The 23,903-nt window shown below is 62.5% G+C and carries 19 protein-coding genes and 1 pseudogene; 12 read left to right on the top strand and 8 right to left on the bottom strand.

Annotation, left to right across the window (positions count from 1 at the left end; all coding sequences use genetic code 11):
- Positions 1 to 21: 21 nt before the first annotated feature.
- From EUU22_RS04130 to EUU22_RS04100, 7 genes and pseudogenes are all read left to right on the top strand, one after another.
- Positions 22 to 906: an ABC transporter permease gene (locus tag EUU22_RS04130; RefSeq protein ID WP_129330815.1), complete on the top strand. Its 885-nt coding sequence runs from the start codon at positions 22 to 24 to the stop codon at positions 904 to 906.
- A 1-nt stretch (position 907) separates the two neighbouring features.
- Positions 908 to 1,708, top strand: a complete 801-nt coding sequence (locus tag EUU22_RS04125) for an ABC transporter permease (RefSeq protein ID WP_129330814.1) — start codon at positions 908 to 910, stop codon at positions 1,706 to 1,708.
- Complete coding sequence (locus EUU22_RS04120; protein ID WP_129330813.1) at positions 1,705 to 2,781, top strand: ABC transporter ATP-binding protein; 1,077 nt, start codon at positions 1,705 to 1,707, stop codon at positions 2,779 to 2,781. Before EUU22_RS04125 ends, EUU22_RS04120 begins: the two co-directional genes overlap by 4 nt.
- A gap of 618 nt (positions 2,782 to 3,399) precedes the next feature.
- Positions 3,400 to 4,398 (top strand): ABC transporter substrate-binding protein, encoded by a 999-nt coding sequence (locus tag EUU22_RS04115; protein WP_129330812.1) that lies wholly within the window; start codon positions 3,400 to 3,402, stop codon positions 4,396 to 4,398.
- Positions 4,399 to 4,545: 147 nt separating this feature from the next.
- Positions 4,546 to 5,433 carry an ABC transporter permease gene (locus tag EUU22_RS04110; RefSeq protein ID WP_129330811.1) on the top strand — a complete coding sequence of 296 codons (888 nt, stop codon included), beginning with the start codon at positions 4,546 to 4,548 and terminating at the stop codon, positions 5,431 to 5,433.
- Positions 5,426 to 6,493 carry a quaternary amine ABC transporter ATP-binding protein gene (locus EUU22_RS04105; RefSeq protein ID WP_129330810.1) on the top strand — a complete coding sequence of 356 codons (1,068 nt, stop codon included), beginning with the start codon at positions 5,426 to 5,428 and terminating at the stop codon, positions 6,491 to 6,493. Before EUU22_RS04110 ends, EUU22_RS04105 begins: the two co-directional genes overlap by 8 nt.
- A gap of 135 nt (positions 6,494 to 6,628) precedes the next feature.
- Positions 6,629 to 7,364: pseudogene (locus EUU22_RS04100) on the top strand (substrate-binding domain-containing protein); the annotation flags it as partial.
- Positions 7,365 to 7,505: 141 nt separating this feature from the next.
- Here EUU22_RS04100 and EUU22_RS04095 read toward each other — a convergent pair.
- The 4 genes from EUU22_RS04095 to EUU22_RS04080 all read right to left on the bottom strand — a co-directional run bounded on the left by EUU22_RS04095 (position 7,506) and on the right by EUU22_RS04080 (position 10,999).
- The gene (locus EUU22_RS04095; RefSeq protein WP_165351080.1) at positions 7,506 to 8,801 is read right to left on the bottom strand and encodes an ATP-binding protein; all 1,296 of its coding nucleotides are present in this window, start codon (positions 8,799 to 8,801) and stop codon (positions 7,506 to 7,508) included.
- A gap of 44 nt (positions 8,802 to 8,845) precedes the next feature.
- Entirely contained in the window at positions 8,846 to 9,508 is a 663-nt protein-coding gene (locus tag EUU22_RS04090; RefSeq protein ID WP_129330835.1) for a response regulator, read from the bottom strand.
- A gap of 121 nt (positions 9,509 to 9,629) precedes the next feature.
- Complete coding sequence (locus EUU22_RS04085; protein WP_129330808.1) at positions 9,630 to 10,103, bottom strand: hypothetical protein; 474 nt, start codon at positions 10,101 to 10,103, stop codon at positions 9,630 to 9,632.
- 278 nt (positions 10,104 to 10,381) lie between these two features.
- Positions 10,382 to 10,999 carry a TetR/AcrR family transcriptional regulator gene (locus EUU22_RS04080; RefSeq protein WP_129330807.1) on the bottom strand — a complete coding sequence of 206 codons (618 nt, stop codon included), beginning with the start codon at positions 10,997 to 10,999 and terminating at the stop codon, positions 10,382 to 10,384.
- A gap of 145 nt (positions 11,000 to 11,144) precedes the next feature.
- Between EUU22_RS04080 and EUU22_RS04075 the strand changes: the two genes are divergently transcribed.
- Both EUU22_RS04075 and EUU22_RS04070 read left to right on the top strand, forming a co-directional pair.
- Complete coding sequence (locus tag EUU22_RS04075; RefSeq protein WP_129330806.1) at positions 11,145 to 13,181, top strand: NADH:flavin oxidoreductase; 2,037 nt, start codon at positions 11,145 to 11,147, stop codon at positions 13,179 to 13,181.
- Positions 13,182 to 13,386: 205 nt separating this feature from the next.
- The gene (locus EUU22_RS04070) at positions 13,387 to 14,430 is read left to right on the top strand and encodes a GlxA family transcriptional regulator (RefSeq protein ID WP_129330805.1); all 1,044 of its coding nucleotides are present in this window, start codon (positions 13,387 to 13,389) and stop codon (positions 14,428 to 14,430) included.
- Between the two features lie 482 nt (positions 14,431 to 14,912).
- On the opposite strand, the gene EUU22_RS04065 is transcribed toward EUU22_RS04070, so the two are convergent.
- Positions 14,913 to 15,116: a cold-shock protein gene (locus EUU22_RS04065; RefSeq protein WP_129330804.1), complete on the bottom strand. Its 204-nt coding sequence runs from the start codon at positions 15,114 to 15,116 to the stop codon at positions 14,913 to 14,915.
- 338 nt (positions 15,117 to 15,454) lie between these two features.
- Positions 15,455 to 16,546 (bottom strand): DNA polymerase IV, encoded by a 1,092-nt coding sequence (gene dinB / locus EUU22_RS04060; protein WP_129330803.1) that lies wholly within the window; start codon positions 16,544 to 16,546, stop codon positions 15,455 to 15,457.
- A 256-nt stretch (positions 16,547 to 16,802) separates the two neighbouring features.
- Here dinB and EUU22_RS04055 point away from each other — a divergent pair, with 256 nt between their 5' ends.
- Genes EUU22_RS04055 through EUU22_RS04045 form a run of 3 tightly spaced genes read left to right on the top strand, consistent with a single transcriptional unit; the run spans position 16,803 to position 22,262 of the window.
- Positions 16,803 to 17,564, top strand: coding sequence for an ImuA family protein (locus EUU22_RS04055; RefSeq protein ID WP_129330802.1), 762 nt, complete (start codon positions 16,803 to 16,805; stop codon positions 17,562 to 17,564).
- Positions 17,485 to 18,999, top strand: coding sequence for a Y-family DNA polymerase (locus EUU22_RS04050; RefSeq protein ID WP_129330801.1), 1,515 nt, complete (start codon positions 17,485 to 17,487; stop codon positions 18,997 to 18,999). Before EUU22_RS04055 ends, EUU22_RS04050 begins: the two co-directional genes overlap by 80 nt.
- Positions 18,999 to 22,262 (top strand): error-prone DNA polymerase, encoded by a 3,264-nt coding sequence (locus EUU22_RS04045; RefSeq protein ID WP_129330834.1) that lies wholly within the window; start codon positions 18,999 to 19,001, stop codon positions 22,260 to 22,262. The genes EUU22_RS04050 and EUU22_RS04045 overlap by 1 nt, the downstream gene beginning before the upstream one ends.
- 159 nt (positions 22,263 to 22,421) lie before the next feature.
- Here the strand turns inward: EUU22_RS04045 and EUU22_RS04040 are convergent, their stop codons facing one another.
- Both EUU22_RS04040 and EUU22_RS04035 read right to left on the bottom strand, forming a co-directional pair.
- The gene (locus tag EUU22_RS04040) at positions 22,422 to 23,135 is read right to left on the bottom strand and encodes an SOS response-associated peptidase (protein WP_129330800.1); all 714 of its coding nucleotides are present in this window, start codon (positions 23,133 to 23,135) and stop codon (positions 22,422 to 22,424) included.
- A 119-nt stretch (positions 23,136 to 23,254) separates the two neighbouring features.
- On the bottom strand, positions 23,255 to 23,903 hold a 649-nt coding region (locus EUU22_RS04035; protein ID WP_129330799.1), incomplete at its 5' end, for a HEPN domain-containing protein.

The following is a 23,903-nucleotide window of genomic DNA, read 5'->3' as shown; positions in this document are numbered from 1 at the left end:
GCTCGACAGGGAGAACCGAGGATGTCGCTCGTGGTAACTTCAGTGGAACTCGAAACGGAAAGGACGGTCCCGCCAAAGCGGCGGGCGCGTCCGGGCGGCCTTGCGCCGGTTCTTCCGGCACTTGTTCTCGTTCTCGTCTTCTTCGTGCTGCCGGTCGCAGCGCTCCTGACCCGCAGCTTCACCGAGCCGGTTGTCGGGCTGCAGAACTATGTGGAACTCCTCGGCGGCACGACCTACCTGAAGATCTTCTTCAACACTTTCTTCGTCGCGGCCGTGGTCACGGTCATCTCGCTCGTCGTCGGCTTCCCGGTCGCCTGGGCACTCGCCATCATGCCGCGCCGGGCCGCCAACATCGTCTTCGCAATCGTGTTGCTGTCGATGTGGACCAATCTTCTCGCCCGCACCTATGCATGGATGGTGCTCCTGCAGCGCACCGGCGTGATCAACAAGACGTTGATGGCCCTCGGTCTCGTCGACGCGCCGCTGGCGATGGTCAACAATCTCGTCGGTGTCACGATCGGCATGACCTACATCATGCTGCCCTTCATCGTCATTCCGCTCTACGGCGTCATCCGGAAGATCGACCCGATGATCCTCCAGGCGGCCGCGTTGTGCGGGGCAAATCGCCGGCAGGCCTTCGTCGGCGTGCTCCTGCCGCTTGCGCTGCCCGGAATGGCCTCGGGTGCGCTGATGGTCTTCGTCATGTCGCTCGGCTATTTCGTCACGCCCGCCCTTCTCGGTGGCACGGCAAACATGATGCTCGCCGAACTCATCGCGCAATTCGTCCAGTCGCTCGTCAACTGGGGCATGGGCGGCGCGGCGGCGCTGGCATTGCTGGTCGTCACGCTCAGCCTCTACGCGCTCCAACTTCGCCTGTTCGGGGCCGCCGGCAGGGAAAGGAACTGACATGCTGCTCAATTTCGAAAGCCTCGGAAGCTGGAAATGGTTCCTGGTGGCGGTCACGACGCTCACATCCGCCTTCCTGCTCCTGCCCATTCTCTTCATCGCCGCATTGTCGTTCGGCTCGTCGCAATGGCTGATCTTTCCGCCACCGTCCTGGACACTGAAATGGTACGGAGCGTTGTTCGCCGATCCGCGCTGGCTCGAATCCGCCTGGACGAGTTTCCGCATTGCCCTCGTCGTTACCATGCTTTCCGTGCTGATCGGCCTCGTCGCCTCCTTCGGGCTGGTGCGTGGCACCTTCGTGGGTCGCAATGCGCTGAGGGCTCTCTTCATGACGCCCATGATCCTGCCGGTCGTGGTGCTCGCCGTCGCCCTTTACGCCTTCTTCCTGAGGGTCGGGCTGGCGGGCACGACGACCGGCTTCGTCATCGCCCATCTCGTCGTCGCCTTGCCGTTTTCCATCCTTGCGCTCACGGGGGCACTCGAAGGATTCGACAAGTCGATCGAGGACGCTGCGGTGCTCTGCGGCGCCTCTCCGCTCAGGGCGAAGCTCCTGATCACCTTGCCCTGCATCGGCCATGGCGTCTTTTCCGCCGCGATCTTCTCGTTCCTGACTTCCTGGGACGAGGTGGTGCTCGCGATCTTCATGGCGAGCCCGACACTTCAGACGCTTCCGGTGAAGATCTGGGCGACGCTGCGCCAGGACCTGACGCCGGTGATTGCCGCCGCCTCGACGCTGCTCATCCTCGTCACCCTTGTCCTGATGCTGCTCGCCGCCGCTCTAAAAAGAGGACTGAAAGCATGAAGCCCTTTCTCGAAATCCGGAATATCCGCAAGGAGTATGGCCCTGTCGTTGCCGTTCACAACGTGAAGCTCGATGTCGGGCGCGGCGAGTTCATGACGTTTCTCGGCCCCTCCGGTTCCGGCAAGAGCACCACACTCTACATTCTGGCCGGGTTCGAGCAGCCAACGCGCGGCGACATTCTCCTCGACGGCCGAACCATCCTCGACACGCCGTCGCACCGCCGCAACATCGGCATGGTCTTCCAGCGCTATACGCTCTTCCCGCACCTTTCGGTCGGCGACAACATCGCATTCCCGCTGAAGGTTCGTGGCTGGTCGAAGGCGGCGGTGACGGAGCGCGTGCGGCAGATGCTTTCCCTCGTTCGTCTCGAAGGCTTCGAGGACCGGCGACCGGCGCAGATGTCGGGCGGCCAGCAGCAGCGTGTCGCGCTTGCTCGCGCGCTCGCCTACGACCCGCCGGTGCTGCTGATGGACGAGCCGCTCTCGGCGCTCGACAAGAAACTGCGCGAGGAGATCCAGTACGAGATCCGCCGCATCCACCAGCAGACGGAGGTGACGGTTCTCTACGTCACCCACGACCAGGAGGAAGCCTTGCGTCTGTCTGACCGCATCTCGGTCTTCTCCAGGGGCGTGATCGATCAGATCGGCACGGGCGAGGAGCTCTATGCCAATCCTGCGACCCGTTTCGTCGCGGAATTCATCGGCGACAGCGACTTCATACCGTGTCGTCTGCTTGCCACCCGCAACGGTCGCGCCGACGTCTCGCTCGGCGACGATCTGGCCGTCTGCGACGTGCCGCTGCATGGGGCACCGGCCGGCCAGGAGAAGGTCGAGCTGATGCTACGGCCCGAGCGCATTTCGCTGTCCGGCCGCAAGACGGACCGCGGTCTGGCGGCCACGGTGGAGGACATTACCTTCCTCGGCAACAACATCCATGTGTCGACCCGTACCGGCGAGAGCACGTCGATCTCGGTGCGCGTGCCGTTCGGCCACGAGGCGATGTCGGGTGTCCAGCGCGGCAGCCCCGTCTGGCTGACGTTCGACGCGGGTGCGGCCCACGTCTTCGGGCAATAAGACGCCCGGCCGAACCGGCGCCGCGGGTCGTAACGAACCTGCCTCAGGACGCTCAACGAATTGGGTTGGGCCTGCGGCCGGGCAGCATGACTCCCCGACGGCCCCGGCCGAGGCGCCGACACCATCGGCGCGACCACAGTGCGAGCGCGTGCCGGCGTGCAGGTTTGCAGGACGGTCACGTCGCAATTCCACCCCTCAAACGACGATCAGAGGCAATCGACAATTCGGAATTTCGACTAAGACGAAGTTATGGGGCAGGATCGATCCTGCTGCTATCGATCCAGGTGGCGGACCGTCTGGTATTTCTTGTTTTCGGAGCTCCTTATCTGGAACAGGCAAGCGTTGAGCAGATGTATCCAGCCTCTCGGTCGGCGCACGCGCGCCTTGACCGACCAACGCGCCGGACGTGGACCTCATCCTGCGAGTCATTTGCGCGGTTTCTCATAGCCGGCGCCATTCTCTTGAAACCTCCTGTCAATGGTGGTGCACTGGTCACCCGCAAGACGCGACCCGCAGCTAAAGATGAGCTAGGAGTTGTCGTGTTTCCGCGCGTGCAGAGCAACGGGTACAAGCGGCACCCCGTTGCGAAACAAATGCCGCAATGAAGAGGGAACGGACATGAAACATCTTCTTGCTTCCACCTGCCTGGTCGCTGGCCTCCTGGCCATGACGGGCGCGGCGCGCGCCGAATGCGGCGACGTGACCATTGCCAGCATGAACTGGCAGAGCGCCGAGGTGCTCGCTGCTCTCGACAAGTTCATCCTGACGGAAGGTTACGGCTGCAACGCCGAAGTCATCGTGGGAGACACGGTTCCGACCATCACCTCGATGATCGAGAAGGGCGAGCCGGATCTGGCACCGGAAGGCTGGGTCGACCTGCTGCCGGACGTCGTTAATCGTGGCATCGAGGAAGGCAAGCTCATCGGCGCTGCCGTGGCACTCTCCGATGCGGCCGTCCAGGGCTGGTGGATCCCGAAATACATCGCAGACGCCAACCCGGACATCAAGACAATTGACGATGCCTTCAAGCATCCTGAACTGTTCCCGGACCCGGAAGACAAGAGCAAGGGCGCCGTTCATAACGGCCCGCAGGGCTGGGGCGGCACCGTCGTGACCAGTCAGCTCTACAAGGCCTATGGCGGTGAGGCTGCAAACTTCACGCTGGTCGACACCGGCTCGGCGGCTGGCCTCGATGGTTCTATTGCCAAGGCCTACGAACGCAAGGAAGGCTGGCTCGGCTACTACTGGGCCCCGACCGCATTGCTCGGCAAGTACGAGATGGTGAAGCTCGAGCACGGCGTTCCCTACGACGCTGCCGAATGGAAGCGCTGCAACACCGTTGCAGATTGCCCGGATCCGAAGAAGAACGACTGGCCGAAGGACAAGGTCCAGACGCTGGTGACCAAAGCCTTCGCCGAACGGGCCGGCGAGGACGTGATGGGCTATCTCAACAAGCGCGCCTGGAGCAACGACACGGTCAACAAGCTGATGGCATGGATGACCGACAACCAATCGAGCGGCGACGACGGCGCCAAGCACTTCCTCGAGGAGAATGAAGCGCTCTGGAAGGAATGGGTTTCGCCGGAAGCTGCCGAGAAGATCAAGGCGGCGCTCTGATCGCCTTATCAACGGGAGAGGACGGCACGTCCCGGCGTGCCGTCCTTCTCATCTGTTTCGGATACGCTGCAAAGGACATTCGCGGCGTGCTGACGTTTTGAGCCCGAAAGCCGGCGTTAGATCGGCAGAGGCTGGAAGGGGATCGACATGGAATGGTTCAACAAATTTCCGGCGATGAATCCGGATTCACTGCGTGACCTCAAGAAGGCGATCGACGAGGGCTTTCGCAGTTTCACCCGCGCCTACGGCGACGGCATCGAATCCGTCTTCGAACCGCTGCAACACTTTCTGATCTGGTCGGAGCGCTTCATGACGCGCACGCCGTGGCCGATCATCCTCCTGCTCATTGCGCTCTTTGCCTGGTATGCCAGCCGCAATTGGCGGATCGTCGCTGGAACCGTCGTGACCCTTCTCGTCATCGGCTATTTCGACATGTGGGACGACACCATGAAGACGGTCTCGATGATCTTCGTCTGCACGGTCCTCTCCATCGTCATCGGCATTCCGATCGGTATCTTGATGGCCCGGTCGGATCGTCTGCAGAATGCCATCAATCCGGTTCTCGACGTCATGCAGACGATGCCGAGCTTCGTTTATCTCATCCCCGTCGTGATGCTGCTCGGTATCGGCAAGGTCCCCGGCCTCATCGCGGTGGTCATCTACGCCATTCCGCCGATGATCCGCCTGACGAATCTCGGCATACGCCTTGTCGACAAGGATGTGCTGGAGGCCGCCGACGCGTTCGGGTCGTCAAGCTGGCAGAAATTGAAGAAGGTTCAGATGCCGCTGGCGCTTCCAACCATCATGGCCGGCATCAACCAGACGATCATGATGGCGCTCGCTATGGTCGTCATCGCATCGATGATCGGTGTGCAGGGCCTTGGACAGCCGGTGCTCAAAGCCATCTCCAACCAGTATTTCACCCTCGGTATTTTCAACGGCCTTGCGATCGTCGGTATCGCGATCATCTTCGATCGCGTGAGCCAGGCATTCGGCAAACGGCTCCAGCAGCACCTGGAGATTGTCCATGGCTGAGCATCACTTTGATGGCATCAAGATCCGCCACCTCTACAAGATCTTCGGACCGAACGCCGCGGCCCATGTCGAAGCCGTCCGCAACGGACTCTCAAAGGCCGAACTGAACGAGAAGTTCGGCCATGTGCTGGGCCTCAAGGACATCAGCATCGAGATGCCCTCGGGCTGCATACAGGTCATCATGGGCCTGTCCGGCTCCGGAAAGTCGACGCTGATCCGGCATATCAACCGTCTCATCGACCCGACCGCCGGTGAGTTGCTGGTGAACGGGGTCGACGTGGTGACGATGAACGAACGCGAATTGCGGGAGTTTCGCCGGCACCAGACGGCGATGGTGTTTCAGAAATTTGCACTGCTTCCGCACCGCACGGTGCTCGACAACACCCTCTACGGCCTCGAAGTGCAGGGCGTTGTCCGATCCAAGGCGGTCGACATCGCCATGCGATGGATCGAGCGCGTCGGCCTCAGGGGTTTCGAAAGCAAGTATCCGAACCAGCTCTCCGGCGGCATGCAGCAGCGTGTCGGTCTGGCGCGCGCCCTTTCGAACGACGCCCCGGTGCTGCTCATGGACGAGGCGTATTCGGCGCTCGATCCCCTAATCCGCACCGACATGCAGACGGTTCTTCTGGACCTGCAAAAGGAGATCAAGAAGACGATCGTCTTCATCACGCACGATCTCGACGAAGCGCTCCGGCTCGGAGACCAGATCGCGATCCTTCGCGACGGTGAAGTCATTCAGCAGGGCACGCGCCAGGACATCGTGCTCTCGCCGGCCGACGAGTATGTCGCGAACTTCGTCAAGGAGGTCAATCGAGGGCGCGTCGTGACGGTCGAGGCCGTGATGGCGACCCTGCCGCCGGGTCAGGCACCGAGCGGAACGATGATTCAAGCCGGCACCACTGTGGAGGAGGCCGTTCGCATGATTGCCACGACTTCGGAAAGCGACGTGGCGGTCGTTGTCGGCGCGGGCGGACAGGCGCTCGGCAGCGTCAGTCTGCGCCAGCTTGCCAGTGCGATGGTCAGCCCTTCCGGCTCCGCTCAAGAACCATCGTATTCCTGATGGCGCCCGGGGGGTGCGCCGGCACGCCGGGCACTCCTGCAACGTTTGCCGCGATCCCTCTGCCGGATAGAGGGATCCGGCCGGACGTCGCTATGGCCGTCGTCGGCCGAGCTGCGACGACCGCGTGGTTCCGTCGAGGTCGACCTGCTCAGTCGGAGGCCGGGAGCACCTTTGTTCACACCCGACGGCGACGATCTGCTGGACTATGCCGGGCGCATTCTTGGCTTGCATGACGGGGCATTGATGAGCCTTTCGAGAACACCACTTGCAGGGTGGATCGCCCTCGGCCTCACGGAGGACACGACCTGCACGGACCTCGCCCGCATCCTCGGACGGTTCCGTCGGCTGCATCCCGGCGTCTCCGTCCGCACCAAAGTCCGCATGAGCCTGGTCTTGCGCAGGATGCTCGACCGGGGCGAACTCGACGCCGCAATCCTGCAAGTCTTCGCCCACGAAGTCCGGCCGACGGACCTGGTTCTGTTCCGCGAACGGCTTCATTGGGTCAAGCACCCGGTGCTTTCGCCGCCTAACGGTCCTATCCCCTTCCTGTCGCTTGATGATGAGTGCTTCTACCGCACTTGGGTGCTCGACATCGGTCAGGACGGTGGCATCGTACTGCACACCGTTTTTGAATGCGCGTGCGCTGCGGGCATCGTCGCAGCGGTCGTCTCGGGCATGGGCGTGGCGCTTCTGAGCGAACGCCACGTCCGTCCCGAGATGGAGATCATGACAAAGCCGCTGCCGGTCCCCGCCCGACCTCGCCTATGTGGTGCGGCGCGGACGGAAGGCGAGAAATCCTGCCCTGGACACGCTCGTCACCGAAATACGGAGCGAGATTAGCCGCTACGGCGGGCTGATGCTGGCGAGTTGAACGGGCCGGCGGCCGCCGTGGCCGCCCGGACGACATCCGCATCCTGAGAGACTCCGCCGTGAAACATGGCGTCTGGTACTTCAGTTCGGCGACATCGACGTTGACGTCCCGGCCGTTGATTGGTGAGTACACGGAGAGAGGTTACGCGCGGACGTCCTCGACTGTCTGCTGCCATAGAGGCAGGCAAACCTCAGCCACGAGTCCCGGGGCGCCGGATCGCGCACCGAGCGTGAGATTTCCCCCGTGATGCTCGGCAATGGCAACGACGATGGACAGTCCCAATCCGCTTCCGGGCGCTGCAGCGCCGTTGACCCGGAAGAAGCGATCCTTGACTCGCTCACGCAGCTCCAACGGTATGCCGGGCCCGGAGTCCTCGACGCGCAGAAGCAGGTGGTCATCGCGCCGTGACAGTTGAACGGTAACCTGCGCACCCTCAGGGATGTACCGAAGGGCGTTGTCGACGAGATTGCGCACCATTACGGCCAGGAGATCGGCATTACCCCGAATAACAGCGACTAAGTCCGCCTCCACTTCGAGCGCCAGGTCGATGTTGCGCGCGACCGCCTGGGGTGCCATCCTTGCAACCGTGTCACGAACGAGGTCAACCATGTCGATCGGTTGGGCTGACTCCCCTGTCGTGCTGTCGTCAATCCTAGCCAGGGCCAGAAGCTGCTCGACGATGCGTGTGCCGCGATCTGCGCCGGTGAGCACTTCCGAGACTGCCGCGTGGCATTCGGCGATATCGTCGGTACTCCTCGCAACCTGGGCATGCGCCCGGATTGCGGCAAGCGGCGTGCGCAGCTCATGGGCGGCGTCGGCGGCAAAGCGCCGGTCGCGCTCCCGGGCCGATTTGATGCGGGCGAAGAGCGCATTGAGCGCTTCGACCAGTGGAAGGACCTCGGTCGGAGCGGATCGCGAAGCGAGTGGCGAAAGGTCCGTCGGCGATCGCCGTCTGACACCTGCCGTCAACCTCTCCAGCGGTCCAAGCCCCCATCGCACAAGAAGCCATATGACGACAGCGAGTAACGGGGCGGCGATCCATACCGGGTGGAGAATATGGGCTGCAATGCGCGCGGCAAAGCTTTCGCGAACGGTTTGTCGAACCGCCACCTCGACCCGGATGCCGGCGCCGTCGCCCGTACGATAGACGCGCCAATCCTCGCCGTTGTCCGTGATGTTGCTGAAACCGGAACGCCAGTCTCCGTCCGGCGGGTGGGTCCCGCCGGGGACTTCCGGGATCAGGATGCGGTACGAGAGCCGCTGTTCGGGTCTACGCTCAGCGGCCAGAACCTTCGCAATGAGGTCCGGAGGAATGTGTTCAACCAAGCCAAGCATCATCTCGGCGGATTGCTGGAGGTGCTCATCGGTTACCTGATCGATCAGGCTGCTGGTATCATGATAGGTGAAGAAGGCAGTTGCCAGCCAGGCAGTCACCATACTGCCGCAAAGTGACAGGACAAGGCGACGACGCAAGGAACCTGTCATGGCTCGGCCGGAATGATGTAGCCGATGCCGCGCATGGTCCGTATGACCTCCGGGAACAGTTTGCGTCGCAGATTGTGAATGTGCACTTCGACGGCATTGCTGTCGATCTGCTCGTCCCAGCCGTAAAGCTGTTCTTCCAACTGGCTACGCGTCATGACGCGGCCTGCATGCATCATCAGTCCCTGCAGGACAGCAAATTCGCGATTCGACAGAAGCACGGGCGTTCCATCCAGCGTCACAGTATGGGCTGCCGGATCGAGTGCGACGCGACCGGATCGGAGAATTGGCATCGCCTCGCCAGCCGACCGGCGCAGCAGTGCACGAAGTCTGGCGCGCAATTCCTCCAGGTCAACGGGTTTGATCATGTAATCGTCCCCGCCGGCATCCAGGCCGGAAACGCGTTCTGCAATTGTGTCGCGCGCGGTCAGCACCAGAACGGGCGTCTTGTCGCCTGCAGCCCGCCTCCGCCGCAGGAGGCTCAAGCCATCCATGCCCGGCAATCCGAGATCCAGAACGACGACGTCATAGCTCGTCGTGGCAAGAGCGGCATCGGCATCATCGCCATCGCGGACCCAGTCCACGGCAAAACCGCCCTGGCCAAGGCCCGCCACCAGACCACGGCCCAACAAGGTGTCGTCTTCGACCAGCAAGAGCCTCATCACATCCGCCATAGGCAACACTGTTCGTCAAGACTGTGCCCGCCTCGCGAAGAGCGCCAGACAGGCACTTGTCCAGTCTGGCAGTTCCGGCAGGCTGGCACAATCCTTCGATGGCCGACGGTCACTCGAGCGGCTGCCAGTTGGGATGCTCGAAGTATGTGCCATAGGCGTTCAGCGCCTGCACCACACGGACTGCGCCGCTGCGCGGATCGGCGTCGCCTTCCAGTTCCGCCACCCCGTCGAGCACATGACCCAGGACGATGTGAAACTGCTCGTCCACTTCGGGTGCAAGCTTGCAGTTTGTCACCATGAAGTCGACCTGTGCCTGCACCTCGGAGGCAAGCCTCTTGTAGTCGGCCGGTTGCAAGCTCCCATCGTGGATGGCGGGGAGCCGCGTGGCGAGCGCGCCGCGGATACCGTTCATGCCTTTCAGCATGTTCTCGTCGCCTTGCCATTTCGCCTGGCCATTCAGCGTCAGCTCGATCGCTGCACTCTGGTGACCCTCGTGGGAGGTGGTTGCAGCCCAGGATGGAGTGCTCCACACACCAAGAGCGATAATCAGCCCAGGCAAGATCAGATGTCTACGGAAGTTCATTTTAGGATTCCTTTCGATGCTCGCGGGATTTCTTGCCGCCAGATCGGGATAGCGTGCTCAGCTTATGGCTCGCTTAAATGCCGGAATTTTTCGAGGCAGACCGGATGATGCACGGCCTTACGGCGTCCAGCGTCGCGCGGCGGCGTTGCCTTGTGGAACAGACGCAGACTTGCGAGGGCGTGTCTCCCTGCGGAACGGCCTGAGTTCTTCGAGAGCCGTCTGGCGACAACAACGACGCCGACGGACGGGCCATCGTTCGAGCCGAAATGGTCGCGGCGCTAACGATGCCGTGCGAAGAAGCGGTCGAGTTCCCGCTGCTCGGGGATCTGGCCGGTGTGGATCTCGATGTACTGGGGAATGCGCTTCATACGCAGGGCAAGGTCCTCCTGGGTCTGCATCGAGATGTATCCGATCTGGACCAGGTAGGTCGCGCGTGCACGCACGTCTGCGGCTTCTTCGCTGAAGCCGAAGCGCATGAACATCCGGGTCAGGGCATCCATCCTCACCTGGTCCGCCCTTTGTACTTCTGCCAGGACGTCCGGCGACTGCAAGGCCCAGCTGCGCACGGCAAATTCGAACTGGGTGTCGAACAGCTCCCGGTTCAGCCAGCAGTCGAAGACGTTCAGCATGGCTTCCACGAGCGATTCCGCATAGGCCTCCGACTGCTTCACGAGGCTGCCCGTGTTCTTTTCCCTCCAACGGGAGACGAGGGCGTCCAGAAGCTCCTCGCGATCCTTGAAAAACCAGTAGAAGCTGGTCCGGGACACAGTCAGCCGCTTGGCGAGCGGCAGAATCTTCACGGAATCGACGCCGCCCTCGAGCAGGGAATCGTAAGCCGCGGCGAGCCACCCCTCGTACGAACCTCTCCAGGCACTGTCGCTTGTCGCATGTTCCATGATGTCGTCCTACCAAACCCGCTGCGGCCATACAACAGCAATGTACACCAATGTCGAGATTATAGTCTCTATTGTTTCGTATGTTGACACATGTGTACATTCGCCCCTAGGATCGACGGCAGTCCACACGATGGGAGCCTTTCGCATGTCGAGCGACCCTCTGCTTCAGCCGTTTCAATTGAAACATCTGACGCTGCGCAACCGCATCATCGTCACCTCGCACGAGCCCGCCTATCCCGAGGACGGCATGCCGAAAGGCCGCTATCGCGCTTACACAGTCGAGCGGGCGAGGGGTGGCGTCGCCCTGACGATGACGGCCGGCTCCGCCGCCGTTTCCAGGGACAGCCCGCCGGTCTTCAACAATCTGCTCGCCTACAAGGACGAGATCGTTCCGTGGATCCGTGAAATGACCGATGCCGTCCATGAAGAGGGCGCCGCAATCATGATCCAGCTGACCCATCTCGGCCGGCGAACACGTTGGGACAAGGGCGACTGGCTGCCGATCCTCGCTCCGTCTCACCACCGTGAGGCGGCGCACCGCGCATTTCCCAAGAAGATCGAGGACTGGGATATCGAGCGCGTCATCCGGGATTTTGCCGATGCCGCCGAGCGCATGAAAGCGGGCGGCATGGACGGTGTCGAACTGGAAGCCTACGGCCACCTCATCGATCAGTTCATCTCACCGCTTACCAACGAACTCGACGGTCCCTATGGCGGCTCTCTCGACCACCGCATGCGCTTCTGCTTCGACGTGCTGAAGGCGATCCGCACGCGGGTCGGTGACGATTTCATTCTGGGTATTCGCTATACCGCCGACGAGCGCCTTCCCGGCGGGACGGGAAAGGCCGAGGGACTGGAAATCTCCCGCAGGCTCAAGGAGAGCGGTCTCATCGACTACCTGAACGTCATTCGTGGCCATATCGACACCGATCCGGGCCTGACCGACGTCATTCCGATCCAGGGCATGGCGAGCGCGCCGCATCTCGATTTCGCCGGCGAGGTCCGGGCGGCGACGCATTTTCCGACCTTCCACGCCGCAAAGATCCAGGACGTCGCAACGGCGCGTCATGCGATTGCAGCCGGCAAGGTCGACATGATCGGCATGACCCGTGCGCACATGGCCGACCCACACATCGTTCGCAAGATCATCGAGAGGCGCGAGGACGACATCCGCCCCTGCGTCGGGGCGAACTACTGCCTCGACCGCATCTACCAGGGCGGCCTTGCCTTCTGCATCCACAACGCGGCGACGGGCCGCGAGGAAACAATGCCGCACAAGATCGCGAAGTCGGACGTGCGCAAGAAGGTGGTGATCGTCGGGGCAGGTCCCGCCGGGCTCGAGGCAGCGCGTGTCGCGGGTGAGCGCGGCCACGATGTCGTGGTCTTCGAAGCCGCGAGCAATCCCGGCGGACAGATCCGTCTGACCGCACAGAGCGAACGCCGCCGCGAGATGATCGGCATCATAGATTGGCGCATGAGCCAGTGCGAGAAGCTCGGCGTCGTCTTCCATTTCAATACCTGGGCGGATCAGGACATCGTCCTGGCGGAACGCCCCGACGTCGTGGTCATAGCGACGGGAGGGCTCCCGCATACCGAGGTCCTTTCAAAAGGCAACGAGCTGGTCGTCTCCTCCTGGGACATCATTTCCGGAGATGCGAAGCCGGGCGCAAACGTGCTCGTCTACGACGACGCCGGCGACCATGCCGGTCTGCAGGCGGCAGAGATCATTGCCAAGGCGGGCGGCAAGGTCGAGATCATGACCCCGGATCGTTCCTTCGCGCCGGAAGTCATGGCCATGAACCTCGTGCCCTATATGCGTTCGCTGCAAAATCTCGATGCGACTTTCACCGTCACCTACCGGCTCGAGGCGGCCGAGAGGAGCGGCAACCAGATCATCGCCCATCTCGGCAGCGACTACGGTGGTGTTTCCAGGCAACGCACGGTCGACCAGATCGTCGTCAATCACGGCACCGTCCCGCTGGATGACCTCTATTTCGAACTGAAGCCCGGTTCGAGGAACGTCGGTGAAATCTCCTATGATGCGCTGCTGTCCGGAGCGTCCCAGACCGTCGAGCGGAACCCCGAGGGCAGCTACCGGCTCTTCCGGATCGGCGATGCGGTTGCGGCTCGCAACACGCACGCCGCGATCTATGATGGGCTGCGCCTTGCCAAGGACGTCTGAGCTTGATCCGGGAGCGATGGGGGATGAAGGGCGGGCTGAACGTGCGAGCGCCATACGATCTCGGCACCGTCCTGTTGACGATCGTAGTCCCGTGGCGCATGGATTTGGAGGTCGGCGAGCAATGAACGGGAAAACCGGATTTGAAGGACGGAACGAACCATTGATCACTGTTCCTCCGCAGGCATCGCCAGCAAGAGAAGATGTGATGGGACAGGCCGGTCAGCTACGCGCGTCGGACAGGGCATCGCCGGTGCCCCGCCTGAGAATTGGCTTTGTTCTTTCGAGGTCTTTCACGCTTTCGGCCTTCGCGCTCTTTGTCGACACCCTTCGACTGGCGAGCGATCAGCTCGACCGGTCGGGCAGGGTTCTGGCAGACTGGCAGGTTCTCGGCAGCACGCGGCACCTGATCAGCTCGAGTTGCGGCATTCAGGTCGCACCCACCTCCGACTTCGTCGATCCGCGCCAATTCGACTATATCGCCGTGGTGGGCGGGCTTCTCAGCGTCAAGCAACCGGTCGACAATGAGACCGTGCAATTCCTCAAGGACGCCGCGTCGAAGCGGGTGCCGTTGATCGGTCTCTGCACGGGAACCTTCATCCTGGCCGACGCAGGCCTGATGAAGGGGCATCCGACGTGCGTGAGTTGGCTTCACTACCAGGAGTTTCGTGAGCGCTTTCCCGATCTCGAGGTCCGGGCGGACCGGTTGTTCAACTTGGACCGCAGGCGCGGCTCATGTGCCGGAGGAAGCAGTGCCGCCGATCTTGCCGCCGCCCTCGTCAGGCGGCACATCAGCCGGGATGCGGAGCGCAATGCGCTCGAGGTCCTGCAGATCGAAAAGGCTCGCACCCAGTTCGACATCCAGACGCGGCAGCCGCTCCGTGAACACGTCAGCGATCCCCGTGTCGCGGCTGTCCTGATAATCATGGAGCAGCATATCGAGGCGGGAATCCCGATCGAGAAGCTCGCGGCACAGGTCGGTCTCTCCAGGCGCCAACTCGAGCGCGTGTTCCAGGAGAAGGCGAAGATGTCGCCCGCCATGGCATTCCGTCGTCTTCGCATGGAGCGTGCGCGGCAGATCCTGCTTGCAAGCGAAAAGCCGATCATCGAAGTGGCCCTGGACGTCGGCTTTGCGAGCACCTCGCATTTTACCAGGGAATTCCGACGGACCTATGATCGAACACCCGCCGAAGTGCGCGATACAGCGGCCCGCGAACGGAAGGAAATGCACGAGACGGTGTCGCGCCGGTGAGGCCAGGCTCGTGCCGAGAGCGTGTCCGTGTCCCACGGCGGCCAAGGCCGAAATACGAATCCAAGGAAAGGAGGAGCACCTCAAGGCCAATCAGTAGGAGCAGAGGTGTGATGAGGGGCCGTCCACGAGGGTCGCGGCGCCGAATACCTGTCCGACATATGCCTTACAAAGCCATAGATCGAGCTATGTGGCGCCTGCCTCGCCCAGGCGAGCCTAGATGATGATAGCGTGTCCAAGAACCATCGCTGCCGAGATGAACCGTCGTGAAGCATCCACGGGCCTTCCTCGAGGATCCCATCGACCTTGCGTAAGCGGTTGGGCAATAGCGTCAGATTGAGGTTTGAGGGCATCAGCGCGTCTATTTCGGATCCCGGTCAGCGTAACCGATTCCCTCCATCGCCCTCACTTATGGCCGATGCCTGTTCGTGTCTCGTCGGCTGACCAGCAGATTTCAGCATCCCAGGACGGGATGGAAATGGCGACTAGACCGCCCTGACGTTTTCTGCCTTTGACTTTCCGGTCTTGCGGTCTTGACCAACCTCGTAGCTGACTTTCTGGCCGTCTCGGAGAGGTCCGGAACCCTGCACGGCCGAAATATGGACGAACACATCTGGGCCGCCCGTATCCGGCGTGATGAAGCCATAACCCTTGTCCTGGCTGAAAAACTTGACGGTACCCGTTGCCATTGTCTTCCTCTTCAACTGGGCAGCTCGCACGCCGCCAGACGAAGCTATTTCCGAACGCCCGCGTGTGCAACCCCTTGTTTGCGCCCGCAACCGCTGCGGGGTCGCCAGCGTCGGATCAATGGTTCGGCCCGGGCACTGGCAGCCTGCGGCGAGCCGGCCGATGGTGCGGCAGCGGATGAGGGACACGTGAGATGCTCCAGCGATCACCCAAGAAATGCTGGAGGATTCAGGTTCACCGAAGCACCGACCGCTGCCGGACAAGGGCTGCGTCGCAGGTCATTGGGCGCGGATCCTGGACAAGCCAACGTCGCGCCTTCCCCGTCCGGATAGTGCCGCCTCTAGAGCGCCAGCCGCAGCTGCGGTTCCACTGGCGGTGTTCGCCGTTCCAGCGAGGTGAGGGTGACGCCGAGGAGACGTATCCCTTGTCTGGGTGGAAAGATCGGTGCGAGCAAGACGCTGAGGACGTCTTCGAGACCGGCGATTGCCGACAGTGCTGCGGGAAAGGTCCTGCTGCGGGTGATCTGGCTGAAATCGGCAAACTTGACCTTCAGCGTCACGGTCTTGGCGCCAATCTCATTGGCCTCGCAATAACCCCATACCTTTTCGATCAACGGCCGAAGTCCTTCTCGTGCCAACTCAAAGGAATGAATGTCCTCCGCGAATGTGTCTTCGGCGCCGACCGATTTTCGCACCCGGTCCGGTCGGACCTCGCGATTGTCGATCCCACGGGCGATCCCGTAGAAATATGGTCCCGACTTCCCGAAATGCTGAACGAGAAACGCGAGCGTCTGTGCCTTGAGATCCGCGCCGGTCTCGATGCCGAGCCGATGCATCTTCTCGGCGGTCGCCGGTCCGACACCGTGGAACTTCTTGATCGGAAGCCGCTCTACGAAGCCCGGTCCGTTCCTCGGTGTTATAACGGCCTGGCCGTTCGGCTTGTTGAGATCGCTCGCCATCTTGGCCAGGAACTTGTTGTAGGAAATTCCCGCTGACGCGTTCAGTCCCGTCGCGACCTTGATCCTCGCGCGGATTTCCGCGGCGATCTCGGTCGCGATCTCCATGCCCTTCAGGTTTTCGGTGACGTCGAGATAGGCCTCGTCGAGCGACAACGGTTCGATCAGTGCCGTGTATTCGGCGAAGATTGCGCGGATCTGCGACGAGACAGCCTTGTAGGCGTCGAAGCGTGGCGGGACGAAGATCAGGTCGGGGCATTTGCGCCTGGCCGTCACCGAGGGCATCGCCGAGTGAACGCCGAATTTACGCGCTTCGTAGCTTGCCGCTGCCACCACGCCGCGGGCGGCAGGACTGCCGACGGCGACCGGCAAACCCCTGAGCTCGGGATTGTCGCGCTGCTCGACCGATGCGTAGAAGGCATCCATGTCGATATGAACGATCTTGCGCGGCCGGCCCTGGCCTTCTTCGTCTGTCATGGACCCGCTTCCGTCCGCATTATGAACCCGAATATGGGATATGCTTGCCGCATTTCCCGCCGGTTGACGCCAAAACGCGATCGCATGAGAAAAATTTCCGATCCGTCATCGGTTTGAATCCTTTCGCGGATTCACCAGCCTGGCATCGCCTCTCAACTTTGACGGGTCGTATGCGCATTGACTCGTTTTCAGCAAAAGAACAAATACAGAACATATGCCAGTTTCTCAAGCCGAAAACAGGCTGCGAAAGAAGACCATGACTGCCGCCGCCTCCATCTCGAACACTGTCCTCGACGAGTTGCGCGAGAAGATCGCCAACCTGGAGGGGGTGGGCTCACGCCATCGAAGCGTTCTGCCGTTCGGCGTGCCGGAGATGGATGCGCGCCTGCCGGGTGGCGGACTTGCCTGCGGCGCCCTGCATGAGGTGGCAGGCGGCGGAAACGGTGCGATTGACGGGGCAGCGGCCGCGCTCTTCGTCGGCGGCATCGCTGCCCGAACCACCGGCAAGGTGGTCTGGTGCCTCACGCGCTTCGATCTCTTCTTCCCGGCGCTTGCTCAGGTCGGACTTCACCCCGACCGCGTCATCTTCGTCGAGTGCGACAAGGAAGAGGCGATGCTCGCGAGTTTCGAGGAGGCGCTGCGTTATGGCGGCCTCGGGGCCGTCGTCGCCGAACTCGTGCGCCTGCCGATGACGGTATCGCGCAGGCTGCAGCTTGCCGCGGAGAAGTCGGGCACCTTGGGTCTGGTGATCCGCCGTTGGCGGCGCCAGAGCGAAGCCTCCGACTTCGGTTCGCCGACGGCTGCGGCAACGCGGTGGCGGATCTCGGTTCTGCCATCCGAGCCGTTGCCGGTGCTGGGCGTCGGACGGGCGCGGTGGCTCACGGAACTGATCAGGGTGAGGGCAGGAGAGAGCGCGGAATTCGTCGTAGGTGCATGTGATGGTCAGGGTCGTATCTGTCTTTCTTCCGACGCTGGCGACCGATCGGGTGAGACGCGCCGATCCCTCGCTACCCGTTGAAACCCCGCTGGCGGTAATCGCCAGGAGCGGTTCGAAGCGGTGGATTGCCGCGGCTGACAAGGCGGCTCTCCAACACGGCCTTCATGTCGGCATGCCGGCGGCCAAGGCGCAGGCGCTGGTCCAAGGGCTGATGATGATCGATGCCGATCCGGTGGCGGACCGTGCAGCTCTCGAACGACTGACGCTGTGGGCCTTGTCGCAATATTCTCCTGTTGTTGCCATGGATCCTCCGGACGGGATCGTCATGGACACTGAAGGCGCCGATCACCTTCAGGGTGGCGAGGAGCTGATGCTCTCCGGTCTCGTCAACCGTTTCCGCGGGCGAGGCCTTGCGGCGCGTGCGGCCATTGCCGACACTTGGGGTGCCGCGCACGCGCTCGCCCGGAGTACCAATCGCGAGACCGTCATCATCCCGCGCGGAGAGACCGCCAGCGTCGTAGGGCGCCTGCCGCTGTCGTCCCTACGATTGCCGGTCGAGACGATCGCCGGTCTCCGCACCCTCGGCTTTGCCACCGTCGCCGATCTGGAAGCGACGCCGCGCGCGCCATTGGCCCTTCGCTTCGGCCCGGAGGTCGGGTGCCGTCTCGACCAGATGTTCGGGAGGGTCGCGGAACCCATCGATCCGATCCGGCCGGCGGACCTGATCGAACTGCACAAGTCCTTTGCCGAACCGATCGGCGCTGCGGAAACCATCGAGAAGTACGTCAGCCGGCTGGTGCGCCAGCTTTGCCTCGAGCTCGAACAGCGCGGGCTCGGCGTGCGTCGCGCCGACCTCGTCATTCACCGCGTCGACAACACCATGCAGGCGCTCAGGGCCGGGACCGCAAAGCCGGTCCGCGATGTTGCCTGGTTGATGAAGCTCTTCCGCGATCGCTTCGAGAAGATCGAACCCGGTTTCGGCATCGAGAAGCTGAGCCTTGCCGCGACCCTCGTCGAACCACTCCCCGAGGTTCAATCAGCCTCTTCGCTGATCGAGGATCAGATGACGGACGTGACGCCGCTCATCGATGTGCTCGGCAATCGTGGCGGCCAGCGGATTTTCCGTGTCGCGCCGGTCGCAAGTGACGTGCCCGAACGCAGCGTCCAGCGGATCGCGCCGATGGCGGACGAGGTGGGTGCCACCTGGCCGCTGCAATGGCCGAGGCCGCCCCGGCTTCTCGCCCGTCCCGAGGCGATCGAAGTGATCGCTCTGCTGCCGGACCATCCGCCGGCCTCTTTCACCTGGCGTGGCAAGCGCCGCCGGGTGAAGCGGGCCGACGGCCCGGAGCGCATATTCGGCGAATGGTGGAAACGAAGCGCCGAATGGGTTGCGGTGCGCGACTATTTTGTCGTCGAGGACGAGGTGGGCGAGCGCTTCTGGATCTTCCGATCCGGTGATGGCGTCGATACGCAAACCGGCTCGCACGACTGGTTCCTGCATGGGATCTTTGCATGATGCGCTACGCCGAGCTTCAGGTGACGACGCATTTTTCCTTTCTCAGGGGCGCGAGCTCGGCCGAGCAACTGTTCGCGACGGCAAAACTGCTCGGCATCGAGGCGCTCGGTATCGTCGATCGCAACAGCCTTGCCGGTATCGTGCGCGCCCTGGAGGCGTCGCGGGCAACGGGCGTGCGACTTGTCGTCGGCTGCCGGCTCGACCTGGCCGACGGCATGTCGATCCTCGTCTACCCGACCGACCGCGCCGCCTATTCGCGACTGACGCGGCTGCTGACCCTGGGCAAGGGAAGAGGCGGGAAGGCGAACTGCATCCTCCATCTCGATGACGTCGCACTCTATGCCGAAGGCCTGATTGGCGTTCTCGTGCCGGACCTGGCCGACGAAACCTGCGCCGTGCAGCTCAGGAAAATGACCGAGATCTTTGGCGATCGCGCCTATGTCTCGCTCTCCCTGCGCCGCCGTCCCAATGATCAGTTGCGGCTGCATGAGCTTTCAAACCTGGCGGCAAAACACCGCGTGAAAACAGTCGTCACCAACGACGTGCTCTTCCATGAGCCCGCACGCAGGCAGCTGCAGGACGTCGTCACATGCATCCGGACAGGAACCACCATCGACGATGTCGGCTTCGAGCGGGAGCGACACGCAGACCGCTACCTGAAACCGCCCGACGAGATGGCGCGGCTCTTTCCTCTCTACCCGGAAGCGCTCAAGCGAACGATGGAGCTCGTCGAGCGCTGCAAGTTCTCGCTCGAAGAGCTCGTCTATCAATACCCCGAGGAAGCGCTGATCCCGGGCATGACCGTGCAGCAGTCGCTGGAGCACTACACCTGGGAGGGCGTGAAGACGCGGTATCCTGAGGGCCTGCCGGCGCATGTCGAGAAGACGATCCGCCATGAGCTCTCCCTGATCGAGACCATGAGATACGCGCCCTACTTCCTCACCGTCTTCTCGATCGTCCGGTATGCCAGGTCGCAAGGCATTCTCTGCCAGGGCAGGGGGTCGGCCGCCAACTCGGCCGTCTGCTACGTGCTCGGTATCACTTCGATCGATCCCGATACCAACGACCTCCTCTTCGAGCGCTTCGTCTCCCAGGAGCGCGACGAGCCGCCCGACATCGACGTCGATTTCGAGCATGAGCGGCGCGAAGAAGTGATCCTGTGGATCTACAAGACCTATGGCCATGACAAGGCCGCTCTCTGCTCGACCGTCATCCGCTATCGCGCCAAGGGCGCCATTCGCGACGTCGGCAAGGCGCTCGGCCTGCCCGAAGATCTGATCAAGGCGCTCTCTTCCGGCCTGTGGTCCTGGTCGGACGAAGTCGGCGAGCAACAGCTGCGCGACCTCGGCCTCAATCCGGACGACCGTCGTCTCGCCCTCACCCTGAAGCTTGCGCGGCAGTTGATGGGAACGCCGCGCCATCTCAGCCAGCATCCGGGCGGCTTTGTGCTCACCCATGAGAGGCTTGACGACCTCGTGCCGATCGAGCCGGCGACGATGGCCGACCGGCAGGTGATCGAATGGGACAAGGACGATATCGAAGCCCTGAAGTTCATGAAGGTCGACGTGCTGGCGCTCGGCATGCTGACCTGCATGGCCAAGGCCTTCGCCCTGATCTTCGAGCACAAGCATCAGGAACTCGACCTCGCGACCATTCCCCAGGAGGACCCGGCGACCTATGCGATGATCCGCAAGGCTGACACGCTCGGCACCTTCCAGATTGAAAGCCGGGCGCAGATGTCAATGCTGCCACGCATGAAACCGAGGACCTTCTACGACCTCGTGATCCAGGTGGCGATCGTCCGCCCCGGCCCGATCCAGGGTGACATGGTGCATCCCTATCTGCGCCGCCGCGAGGGCAAGGAGAAGGTCGAGTACCCGACACCCGAACTGGAGGCGGTCCTGCATAAGACCTTGGGGGTGCCATTGTTTCAGGAATCGGCGATGAAGGTGGCGATGGTCTGCGCCGGGTTCACCGGCGGCGAAGCCGACCAGTTGCGCAAATCCATGGCGACCTTCAAGTTCACAGGCGGTGTCTCGAAGTTCAAGGACAAGCTCGTTTCGGGAATGATCCGGAACGGCTATACGCCGGAATTCGCGGAGAAGACCTTCAGCCAGCTCGAGGGCTTCGGTTCCTACGGCTTTCCCGAAAGCCACGCCGCGTCTTTCGCGCTCATCGCCTATGCCTCAAACTATGTGAAATGCCATTTTCCCGATGTCTTCTGCGCGGCACTTCTCAATTCGCAGCCGATGGGCTTCTACGCCCCCGCCCAGATCGTCGCGGACGCAAGGAAGCATGGCGTCGAGGTGCGCCCCGTCTGCATCAACCATTCGCGATGGGACTGCACGCTCGAGCCGATCGATGATACCGGCCGCCATGCTGTCCGGCTCGGCATGCGTCTGGTGCGCGGCCTGGCGACCGCCGACGCGGCCCGGATTGTCGCCGCGCGCGCTGACGAGCCCTTCGCATCGGTCGACGACCTGTGGCGGCGTTCCGGTGTGCCGGTCGCCTCGCTCGTCGAGCTGGCTGAAGCCGATGCCTTCCTGCCGTCACTGGCCCTCAAGCGGCGGGACGCGCTCTGGGCGATTAAGGCACTTCGCGACGAGCCGCTTCCGCTCTTCACCGCCGCGGCGGAACGGGAGGCACGAGCCGTCGCCGAACAGCAGGAGCCGGAAGTCGAGCTCAGGCAGATGACCGAAGGTCACAACGTCGTCGAGGATTACAGCCACACCGGCCTGACGCTCCGCCAGCACCCGCTGAGCTTCCTGCGGCATGACCTCGCCAAGCGGCAGATCGTCACCTGCGCCGAGGCGATGAGAGCACGCGACGGACAATGGCTGATGACAGCCGGACTGGTGCTGGTGCGCCAGCGGCCGGGATCGGCGAAGGGCGTGATGTTCATCACCATCGAGGACGAGACCGGCGTGGCAAACCTCGTCGTCTGGCCGAAACTCTTCGAGCGGTCACGCCGGGTGGTGCTCGGTGCCAGCATGATGGCGATCAACGGCAGGATCCAGCGGGAAGGGGAGGTGGTGCACCTGGTCGCCCAGCAGCTCTTCGATCTCTCGGCAGATCTCTCGAGCCTTGCCGAGCGCGACGGAGGCTTTCGGCTACCGACCGGCCGCGGCGACGAGTTCGCCCATGGCTCTCCCGGAAGCCCCGATCGCCGCGAGCGGCCGATGCCGGGTGTTCGGGCAAGGGACATGTTCACGCCCGATCTTCATATCGACACGCTCAAGATCAAGAGCCGGAATTTTCATTGAGTTCTACGCTCATCGCGGCGGAGAGATTTCCGTAACCGGGGCGAGGTGTGGCGCATCTCAAAGCGCGAGCCAGATGCTGATGCCAATGCTGACAAGCTGGCTGGTCATCATCAGGATTATCAGTGCGGCCAGGGCGTATCTCAGCATCGGGCCACCGGTTCAAGCCGTCTTCAGCAGCACGAGTGCATCGGCGGGCAGGGGACGCTGCAGGGCCTTTGCCTCCTCCCAAGGCGACGTCAGCCATGTCTCGATCTCGTCGACGTTGCGCAGGATGACCGGCATTGCCTTCGGATGGATCGGCGCCACGACGGCGTTCGGCTCGGTCGTCAGGAAGGCGAAGAGATCGCACGTAATCAACCCTTCCTTGATCTTGCGCACGCACTCCCACTGTGGCACCCACAGGCCGGCGAAGAACAAGAGCGGCTCGCTCTCGTCGCCTGCAAACCAGGCGTTCGGCGTGCGGCCGCCCTCGACCTTGCTCGCCGGGTCCGGCTCGGCAAAGCGGGTGAAGGGGACAACACAGCGGTTCTCGACGCCGAGCCAGCGCGTCCAGTGCTTGCTGGCGGTATTGCGGATGTTCGTCGTTCCGCCGTCCGGCTCCATCTTCAGCAGCTCCTGAAAATCGACGTCCTTGCCCTTGGCACGAAGCTTGTCCGCGCGTTTCGATGCGGCCTGGAACAAGGCCTGCTTCGAGCTCGGCATGCCCCAGCGAACGCGGGTCAGTTCGCGCTCACCGTTGTGATTGCGCACGATCGGCGCCATCTGGTCGGGATAGATGTCGAGCGACGGCTCCAGATTGCCGAGCCGGTCGAAGGCGTGCGTCAGCGCGCGGATGGCTTCCTGGTTGGTCGTGATGTTGTAGAGATTGCACATGGGATCGCTCCGGATGGCTTTCCGACGACCTGAACGTTATCACCCACCTGGTTCGCTCAAAACCGAAAATGGCAGGCCAATTTATGTACACCCTAAGCGAGCCGCCCGTCGTCAGAAGCCTATCTGACCTCCCGCTCCAGACTTCGCAGGTGTTCGGAACACACCGCATTGACCAGATCAAGCAGGATTGCCGTCCGCTCCAAGAGCCACGCAAGTGCTTCTTCGCCGATCTCGAAATGCTTCGAGTAGCGCGCCTTCACATAGGCCTCATTGATGGTGTTGAACCAGGCACGCTCCCGATGCTGATCGCGCGGGAAGGCGTCCGCCAGACGCTGGTCCTGATCCTCCGCGAGTGAGCGGAGGAACTTGATGTTGTGCGACGGTGGGCCGTAGTTGGTGAGGGTCAGGAGAACGCAGGAATAGGCTTGTTCGAGCGCCTGATGAAGCTCAAACGCAGCAACGCGTACGTGCCCTTCGCTGAGATAGAAGCGAGCACCTTTCAAGAAGGTCATCGATAGCAATGATCGTTCGCCGAAATGTTCCTTCGCCACCCGCAGACAATCGGCAGGCTTCAGAGGCTTCGGTTCAGCGAGCGGCTCGTCGTCGAGCTCGTAGAGAACGATGCCTTCCTTGCGAATATCCGAGAAGAAGTACTGCCCCTCCCTCAGGTAGGTATTCACCTCCCTGCGCGAATGAACGATGAAGCTGACCGGCGTGCTGATGCCGGGATCCCGCATCAGCCGGTCGGCTGCCTTGTTCCAGTAGGCG

The organism is Ciceribacter ferrooxidans, from assembly GCF_004137355.1.
Lineage (GTDB): Bacteria > Pseudomonadota > Alphaproteobacteria > Rhizobiales > Rhizobiaceae > Allorhizobium > Allorhizobium ferrooxidans.
This window is presented reverse-complemented; position numbering and strand designations above follow the sequence as displayed.

What these genes read in the sequence shown, in the direction of transcription:
- EUU22_RS04130 (WP_129330815.1), top strand. Translation starts at nt 22, where the DNA reads ATGTCGCTCGTGGTAACTTCAGTGGAACTCGAAACGGAAAGGACGGTC.
- EUU22_RS04125 (WP_129330814.1), top strand. Translation starts at nt 908, where the DNA reads ATGCTGCTCAATTTCGAAAGCCTCGGAAGCTGGAAATGGTTCCTGGTG.
- EUU22_RS04120 (WP_129330813.1), top strand. Translation starts at nt 1,705, where the DNA reads ATGAAGCCCTTTCTCGAAATCCGGAATATCCGCAAGGAGTATGGCCCT.
- EUU22_RS04115 (WP_129330812.1), top strand. Translation starts at nt 3,400, where the DNA reads ATGAAACATCTTCTTGCTTCCACCTGCCTGGTCGCTGGCCTCCTGGCC.
- EUU22_RS04110 (WP_129330811.1), top strand. Translation starts at nt 4,546, where the DNA reads ATGGAATGGTTCAACAAATTTCCGGCGATGAATCCGGATTCACTGCGT.
- EUU22_RS04105 (WP_129330810.1), top strand. Translation starts at nt 5,426, where the DNA reads ATGGCTGAGCATCACTTTGATGGCATCAAGATCCGCCACCTCTACAAG.
- EUU22_RS04095 (WP_165351080.1), bottom strand. Translation starts at nt 8,801, where the DNA reads ATGGTGACTGCCTGGCTGGCAACTGCCTTCTTCACCTATCATGATACC.
- EUU22_RS04090 (WP_129330835.1), bottom strand. Translation starts at nt 9,508, where the DNA reads ATGAGGCTCTTGCTGGTCGAAGACGACACCTTGTTGGGCCGTGGTCTG.
- EUU22_RS04085 (WP_129330808.1), bottom strand. Translation starts at nt 10,103, where the DNA reads ATGAACTTCCGTAGACATCTGATCTTGCCTGGGCTGATTATCGCTCTT.
- EUU22_RS04080 (WP_129330807.1), bottom strand. Translation starts at nt 10,999, where the DNA reads ATGGAACATGCGACAAGCGACAGTGCCTGGAGAGGTTCGTACGAGGGG.
- EUU22_RS04075 (WP_129330806.1), top strand. Translation starts at nt 11,145, where the DNA reads ATGTCGAGCGACCCTCTGCTTCAGCCGTTTCAATTGAAACATCTGACG.
- EUU22_RS04070 (WP_129330805.1), top strand. Translation starts at nt 13,387, where the DNA reads ATGGGACAGGCCGGTCAGCTACGCGCGTCGGACAGGGCATCGCCGGTG.
- EUU22_RS04065 (WP_129330804.1), bottom strand. Translation starts at nt 15,116, where the DNA reads ATGGCAACGGGTACCGTCAAGTTTTTCAGCCAGGACAAGGGTTATGGC.
- dinB (WP_129330803.1), bottom strand. Translation starts at nt 16,546, where the DNA reads ATGACAGACGAAGAAGGCCAGGGCCGGCCGCGCAAGATCGTTCATATC.
- EUU22_RS04055 (WP_129330802.1), top strand. Translation starts at nt 16,803, where the DNA reads ATGACTGCCGCCGCCTCCATCTCGAACACTGTCCTCGACGAGTTGCGC.
- EUU22_RS04050 (WP_129330801.1), top strand. Translation starts at nt 17,485, where the DNA reads ATGGTCAGGGTCGTATCTGTCTTTCTTCCGACGCTGGCGACCGATCGG.
- EUU22_RS04045 (WP_129330834.1), top strand. Translation starts at nt 18,999, where the DNA reads ATGCGCTACGCCGAGCTTCAGGTGACGACGCATTTTTCCTTTCTCAGG.
- EUU22_RS04040 (WP_129330800.1), bottom strand. Translation starts at nt 23,135, where the DNA reads ATGTGCAATCTCTACAACATCACGACCAACCAGGAAGCCATCCGCGCG.